Genomic DNA, 5,496 nt, shown 5'->3' on the forward strand with positions numbered 1-5,496 from the left:
CTTAATAGCAGTGGGATATCATCGACGCGTTCGTTACTGATCAACTGGGCCATTGCTTGGCTGGGATACGATTTTGGGCATTATTACGCTATTCGCTATTCTCCTATATTTTCTAGCGAACCGTGAGTAATTAGGCTATCCAAAAAAGCAACAGAGGGATCAAAGACATTGATCCCTCTGCGAAACGTTAGCTATGTTCTAGTTAACGTCGTTGGTTATGCCCTGGCTTTAGACCTTTAATATGCTGGTTGTTCATGTTCATGTTTCCTTTGTTGTATTATGTTTGGACTTTTTTCTACTTGCGCACTATGGAACGTAAGTAGTTGAGACAGGCCTGAAGCCGATACACCATACCACCTTCGAAATACAAGAGAGCCTCCTTTATTTCGCCAGCATCACAGCTTTCATGAAAAAGCATTTTTGCTTCATCCTTATATGCTGCAGGTAGAGTTGCCAAAATAATAGTGACGATAAAGTGGTTGATGTTTGGTCCTCTAGATGGAATGTGGTCAATGTCTGGTCCTCTTGATGATGGTTTGCCGTTACCTCTACATCGGAGATAAGAGCTCGGTGGCTCACTGTGTATAAACATGATGGTTCTTTGTATGTTGTATTAGGTTTGATGGGGCTATCCCTAATCAAGCTCTGATTTGAGCTTTAATTAAATTCCTACAGAGCAGTGAAATGCTGAGATTTCAGTGGTACATATCCAAAAATGAAGCCAGTCGATGTTCTAAAGTCCCAATTTTTCCAGAAGAATCCAAAGAGTAAATAAGTTATGAATATTGATTGCTTATTCTCTGGACGGTGTTGAGCCTTTTAGCATATCGACTATCTTTAGAAGCCGAATTTAGGATTCCGTTGGGAAATGGATTCTAAGTCATTGAAGTAGGCTTCAATTTCCTTACAACCCTCAGCTGTCGTAATATGCATGTGCCCCTTCACTGAAGGAGCCTCAGGATTAGTGCGTATAACTAATCCTAGATCGATGAGTTCTTGGGTAAGAGGCAGAATATCTCTTCCCATATGCAGCTCTTTGCCAAGCTGATAAGCAATAGCTTTGAAAGCTTGGCTCTTACTACGCTCACTCTTGTATGCTAAAAGTAACAAGGTTTTCTTGTATCTTTTTGTGGGCTTGACCATGATAAATACCTCAGAAACAGGATAGATATCACTGCTCTGGAGGAAGGGATAAACCTCAGCAACTGTAGATTAAGGTCATCTACTATCTGGGTCATTACCACTTTGGCAATAAGTAAATCGACACAGTATCAGTTGAAGCTGATGTATGGCTTAAAGTGCTGATTTCGCTTGATAAATCGTGATTGTCAGCAAAATAACCTATTCTTTTGATTTTTCTCGCAATATGACAGTTGATGGATGCGGCACTTTTCCATTGCTGACGTCTGAGGTCTCAACTCCACCCCATCGCCAATGCTGCATCCACAAAAACTTACCCACATATCAACACAGTCTGCTATCGTGCCAATGACCAACCGCTTAAGCAGCTAATCGGATAAGCAGATGATTATAACTATCGCCGGATTTAAGGGAGGGGTGGGAAAAACCACCACTGCCGTTCATCTGGCATGTTACTTCGCTCAATTATCGCCAGATACATTACTGGTTGATGGCGACCCCAACCGCTCAAGCCTTAACTGGAGTAAGCGAGGAAATCTACCGTTTGCGGTTTGCGATTTGATGGGAGCTGCTAAAGCATCCCGTAAAAAGGAACATATTATTATCGATACCGAAGCTCACCCAGACCATAGCCAGATTGAGGAGCTAGCGTCTGGCTGTGACCTGCTGCTATTGCCCACTACTCCGGATGCCCTGGCCCTTGAAGCTTTGCTAGGAACCGTTAAAATGCTTAAGCAGTTAAGCGATTATGCAGTACTGCTCACCATGGTGGACAGTCGTAAAAAGGCTACGGCAGATGCGGCTAGGGCTACGCTTGAGCGGTTGAAGGTGCCGGTAGCTAAGCAGCAAATCAGGCGGTTAACGGCCTATGAAAAGGCGGCTCTGCAAGGGGTGCCTGTCTACGAGTCGGGTGATCGATTTGGGCGCATTGCCTGGGGTGAATATCAATCACTCGGTAAGGAGCTGGAGGAAGGTTATGGCGAAGACTAAAAAGGACACGGCTGAGATGTTTAGCAACCTGGCTGATTCGTTGGACCAGGAGCCAGAAACGAAAAAAGTTAAAGAACCTCCTGCCCAGCGGAAACGGAAGAAGACGGGTAAGCGGTCAGACCCTAATTACATTCAGGTGGGGGCCTATATTCCTAGAACATTGAATGAGGACGTCAAGATTAAGCTGGTGAGACATGATGGCGACTTCAGCGACTTGATTACTGAGCTATTGGAAAAGTGGGTGGCCGATTAATCGCTTAACTGCTTAATCAGAAAATCAGTTTCTGATCAGCTACTCATTAGTGATAAAGGCTTTATGTAAATATCCGCTTAAGCAGTTAAGCGGCAAGAGTTTATAGATTACGGGGCCAGGACGCTCAGGCGGTTGCACGTCTGAGTATGGAAGTCGTGCATGTGATTGCACACCCCACTCAAGCTACTAATCCATAATCGCAACAATTCGCCTAAGTGCTTAACTGATTAAGCAAAAATATTTTTAAATCTAATAAACCCAAAAAACATTGAAAATAAAGGGTTTTAATTGTCGATTAAGCGCTTAATCAGTTAAGTGGATAATTGATTAAGCAATATTGATGTACTATTTGTGCGTGAGTCGCACACCTACCCGCACGGACAAGCACAGTAGGCGTGCAGTTGGCTCACACGCTGAAACCCTTGTAGTCATAGGATTCAACTTATGAATAGCACAGATTTGCGCACTCTAGCGGACATGCAGGCGTACGCCACCGCACGCTATACCGCACAGGAAATCGCACAATCGCACAATGTGGCTGAGTCCACTGTGCGAACGCGATGGTTTGATTGGATTTGTCAGGTGGCTCCAGCTGAATTGCTAAAGGATGACCGGGGATATTCTGAACTAGCTCGGACCCTGTTTGGGGATTTTGCCGGGGTGAAACTTTGCGATCGCAAATCCTGGGTCACCGAAGCCAAAGCCCGTTACTCCCACGAATGGGCCAGTGCTGGCGTTATTGAAGGTGAGCTAGTGCCCGAGGAAGTCGGTAGCGTTCTCGCTCTACGGCAAACCCAGACCACCGCATTAGAACTATCCGTTGCTGAACAGATGGCCAACCTGGAAGCGATGATCGACCAGGTGAATACAGCAGAGGTCAATCTATCTGAGACCGAGCTACGAGCAGCCACGGCCCGAGGTCAAAAGCGGGCGATTGTAATGCATCAGGCAGAGCTACAGGCAGAACTGCAGACAACCAACATGCTCAGAGAGCGGCGTATGGGTGGTGGTCAGTAAGGAGGGATATTGCCGGTGGTCAGCTGCCCCATGGTTAACGATTACGGTCTTGATAAAACCCTGGGTTGGCCACCGGCTATTCGCTTAGAGATTCTGAAAATAAGAGGTAACCTATGGTTAGAGCGTCCCCATATGTAGATATGAAATTGCCGGAGCTAAAGCAAAAGGTATGGAAAGCGTGGTCATTCCTCAACGAGTGGAAGGGGCAGGTGCTCCAGCCCGAGAACTATACGTCTGAAATTAAACGCTTTGGCGACCGTCGATATAAGAAAACATGGGTCAAGGCATTGGCTTACTTCAAGGCAGTGAGTGCCTATGAAAACTGTCTTGATGCCTACATGCTGATCTTGCACACCTTTAACTTTACGCCTGACCGTTGGGACTACGAATACCGGCATGAAATTCTAGATGCCTTTTTGATGTATCCAGACGGGATGGAGATTATTAAGCAAGGTCTAGAACAGCTATTTTCAAAAGACTTTAGCCCACAAGAAAGAGAAGAGGCAGATGGGTTTTATTCCTTGGTGGAAGAACGAGAAGAAGACGTTGGAACCGTCAGAATCACAGCTAGATCTCCTCGGAGACTCCCAGGAGCTGTCGCCGCAGCGTAAACGGGTTGACGGCGCGATTGTCTTTAGACGCTTTACTAAGACCATTAAGGATAACGGTGGTGGTCCTGAAAGCTATGAAAAGGTGATTCAGGCTGAAACCCAAGAGCTGTTTGACTGCAATGTGCGGGAGCTATACGAGCAGACTGGCGGTAAGATTCGAGATCGCTCCTCACTACCTCAACCAGCCCAAGAAGCTTACATGGTGAATGAGTCGTTATCGGCCAATGAGCTAGAGCGCATGCATGGGACGATTGGCGGTGAGGATCAGGATGAAGTTGATGAGCGCATCAAGGCGGTTGTGCAGGAGCAGGCTAAGCAGACTCGTAAGTGGTTGCCTTGGTGAGGTAGTAGCTTAGCCGTTGATATGCAATGGGTTGAGCTTGCTGAGCTGAAATGATTAAGCGCTTAAGTAAATAATCGGTTAATCGCTCAATCAGAAAACAAGAGTTGAGATCGCAACCCAACCACGATACAGCTGGCTTAGCCTGATCACCACCTGCGTTACTCTGCTGCTAAAATCAGTAAATTAGTACTAACCTAAGCCCTGGCCACCGCTGGGGCTTTTGCTGTGCAGCTGCGCTCACAAGCGCAGTGATTGTAGCATGTTTCATCAAATCAGTTTGAAATCTCACTACGTTCAAACCTTTCCTATCGCTGGCATTGCCTAGATCTTTTGTCGTTGCTACGCATTAGGCTACGCCACATCGTTACCCCCTCGCAAATCGGCCCCTCGGGGGCCTGCTCCAGCTGTGCAGCAAAGCTGCCTTCCCACCACCAGGCATTTCTAGGCTACCTACGGGGTCAAGGGACGCTACGCTCTCCGCATGCGCTACGCCCCTGACTCCCTCCGGTTCCGGGAACTATGCCCTAGTGGGTGGTTGTTTTTGGGTTTGTCGTTATGCGTTCTGTTCCGTTTGAGTTTGTTTCTGGTTTAGCGGCTGAGTACGGTGCGGTCGAGTGCTGCTGGCGCGAGTCTGAGCGGTCATTTACGGGCTACGTGGCCGAGGTGTGGTTTGCTCAGCTGCCTGGTGCGTTTGCGGCTAAGTGGGCGGCGGTGGTGGGCTACCAGGTGCGGGTGCGTTGTGTGTCAGCTGGTCCGGCTCGGTTTGCGGTGTCGGTGCCGGTGGTGGTACCTCAGGGGTCTATTCGGTTGTCTGGCGGTCAGCGCGGTGGGCGTGTGCGGGTGGTGGTTCATCGGCCCGAGGCTTACTAGCGGTGTGGGGCTTCAGTCCTTTTTTTCTGCCTAATCAACTAAAAGCGGCGCTGTCCAAATTGGGCAGCGCCGCCTTCTCTTACATTGGATTGTTATGAAGCTTAAAACCTATGCAGCGATGGAAGGAGCCACCATAGCAACAGGTGCAGCTTCACCAGCAGCCAAGTCTAGAGGGAAGTTGTGAGCGTTACGCTCGTGCATTACTTCCATACCCAGGTTGGCACGGTTGATCACGTCAGCCCAAGTGCTGACGACACGACCCTGAGAGTCGA

Annotated in this window: 7 protein-coding genes and 1 pseudogene; 6 read left to right on the forward strand and 2 right to left on the reverse strand. The window is 48.0% G+C overall.

Annotated features, from left to right (window positions below; genetic code table 11):
* Positions 1-837: 837 nt before the first annotated feature.
* Entirely contained in the window at positions 838-1,143 is a 306-nt protein-coding gene (locus IQ260_RS27260; protein ID WP_193996225.1) for a hypothetical protein, read from the reverse strand.
* A gap of 381 nt (positions 1,144-1,524) precedes the next feature.
* Between IQ260_RS27260 and IQ260_RS27265 the strand changes: the two genes are divergently transcribed.
* The 6 genes from IQ260_RS27265 (at position 1,525) to IQ260_RS27290 (ending at position 5,224) form a co-directional block, all read left to right on the forward strand.
* Positions 1,525-2,130: a ParA family protein gene (locus IQ260_RS27265; protein ID WP_193996226.1), complete on the forward strand. Its 606-nt coding sequence runs from the start codon at positions 1,525-1,527 to the stop codon at positions 2,128-2,130.
* The gene (locus tag IQ260_RS27270) at positions 2,117-2,383 is read left to right on the forward strand and encodes a hypothetical protein (protein ID WP_228016477.1); all 267 of its coding nucleotides are present in this window, start codon (positions 2,117-2,119) and stop codon (positions 2,381-2,383) included. Before IQ260_RS27265 ends, IQ260_RS27270 begins: the two co-directional genes overlap by 14 nt.
* Before the next feature lie 444 nt (positions 2,384-2,827).
* Entirely contained in the window at positions 2,828-3,400 is a 573-nt protein-coding gene (locus IQ260_RS27275; RefSeq protein WP_193996227.1) for a hypothetical protein, read from the forward strand.
* Between the two features lie 113 nt (positions 3,401-3,513).
* Positions 3,514-4,011 carry a hypothetical protein gene (locus tag IQ260_RS27280; protein WP_228016478.1) on the forward strand — a complete coding sequence of 166 codons (498 nt, stop codon included), beginning with the start codon at positions 3,514-3,516 and terminating at the stop codon, positions 4,009-4,011.
* Positions 3,947-4,354: a hypothetical protein gene (locus tag IQ260_RS27285; protein ID WP_228016479.1), complete on the forward strand. Its 408-nt coding sequence runs from the start codon at positions 3,947-3,949 to the stop codon at positions 4,352-4,354. Before IQ260_RS27280 ends, IQ260_RS27285 begins: the two co-directional genes overlap by 65 nt.
* 555 nt (positions 4,355-4,909) lie before the next feature.
* Entirely contained in the window at positions 4,910-5,224 is a 315-nt protein-coding gene (locus IQ260_RS27290) for a hypothetical protein (protein ID WP_193996230.1), read from the forward strand.
* 108 nt (positions 5,225-5,332) lie between these two features.
* On the opposite strand, the pseudogene IQ260_RS27295 reads toward IQ260_RS27290, so the two are convergent.
* Positions 5,333-5,496 (reverse strand): annotated as a pseudogene (locus IQ260_RS27295) (photosystem II q(b) protein); the annotation flags it as partial.

Origin of the sequence: Leptolyngbya cf. ectocarpi LEGE 11479, from assembly GCF_015207065.1 — a bacterium.
GTDB lineage: Bacteria > Cyanobacteriota > Cyanobacteriia > Phormidesmidales > Phormidesmidaceae > Leptothoe > Leptothoe ectocarpi.

Bases quoted from the DNA above. Each gene is read 5' to 3' on its own strand.
- IQ260_RS27290 (WP_193996230.1), top strand. From the start codon at position 4,910: ATGCGTTCTGTTCCGTTTGAGTTTGTTTCTGGTTTAGCGGCTGAGTAC.
- IQ260_RS27270 (WP_228016477.1), top strand. From the start codon at position 2,117: ATGGCGAAGACTAAAAAGGACACGGCTGAGATGTTTAGCAACCTGGCT.
- IQ260_RS27280 (WP_228016478.1), top strand. From the start codon at position 3,514: ATGGTTAGAGCGTCCCCATATGTAGATATGAAATTGCCGGAGCTAAAG.
- IQ260_RS27275 (WP_193996227.1), top strand. From the start codon at position 2,828: ATGAATAGCACAGATTTGCGCACTCTAGCGGACATGCAGGCGTACGCC.
- IQ260_RS27265 (WP_193996226.1), top strand. From the start codon at position 1,525: ATGATTATAACTATCGCCGGATTTAAGGGAGGGGTGGGAAAAACCACC.
- IQ260_RS27260 (WP_193996225.1), bottom strand. From the start codon at position 1,143: ATGGTCAAGCCCACAAAAAGATACAAGAAAACCTTGTTACTTTTAGCA.